Raw genomic sequence first — 689 nt, 5'->3', positions numbered from 1 at the left:
GGGACGTCACCGCGCTGCTGGCCGAGGGCGGCGCGCCCGCGGCACTGGGCGCGGCCGTGGTGGAGGCCCTCGGCGAGGGCGCCGCCGAGGTGCTGCGGGCCGACCCGTGGGAGCTGCTGGCGGTCCCGGGCGTGGCACCGGAGCAGGCGGACGGCTTCGCTCGGGCGCTGCTGGGGCCGGACGGCGGTCCGGGCGACGAGCGGCGCGGCCGTGCCCTGGCGGTGTGGCTGCTGGAACGGGCGGCGCTGTCCGGGCACACCGTGCTCGCCCCGAGGGCCCTGGCCGAGGGACTGGCCCGGTACGGCGTACCGGAGCCGGATGCGGCGGTGGACGAGGCGGTCGACGCGGGCGCGGTGCTGGCCTTCGAGGACGCCGCGGAGGAGGGCTCCGGGACCGGGGAGGCCGTGGCCGGGAGCAGCGGGGCGGAAGAGGAGGCGGGCGAGCGGCCCGTACGGTTGCTCGTCGGCCTGGAGCGCCACGCGCTGGCCGAGGAGGGCCTGGCCGAGGGGCTGGCCCGGCTGGGCAGCACTTTCGTCCCGCCCGGCGGGGAGGAGACGGCCCGCTGGGAGGAGGCCGCGGACAGGGCGCCCGGTCCGTCCGCGGCCGAGTTGGTGCGCGCCGCCGCCCGCAGCGGTCTGGTGGTCCACACCGGCGGCGAGGCCGCCCGCGGCGAGCCGGCGGCACTGGTG

General features: G+C 80.6%; 1 protein-coding gene. It reads left to right on the top strand.

The genetic code is table 11. The annotated features are described in order from the left end of the window. Positions 1 to 689, top strand: a 689-nt coding sequence (locus AC2CJA_RS27075) for a helix-hairpin-helix domain-containing protein (RefSeq protein ID WP_484605262.1), incomplete at both ends; no start/stop codon positions are given.

This window comes from Streptomyces sp. ATLC9, from assembly GCF_057196705.1.
The sequence above is the reverse complement of the archived record's forward strand: the minus strand, read 5'-3'. Positions and strand labels throughout refer to the sequence as shown.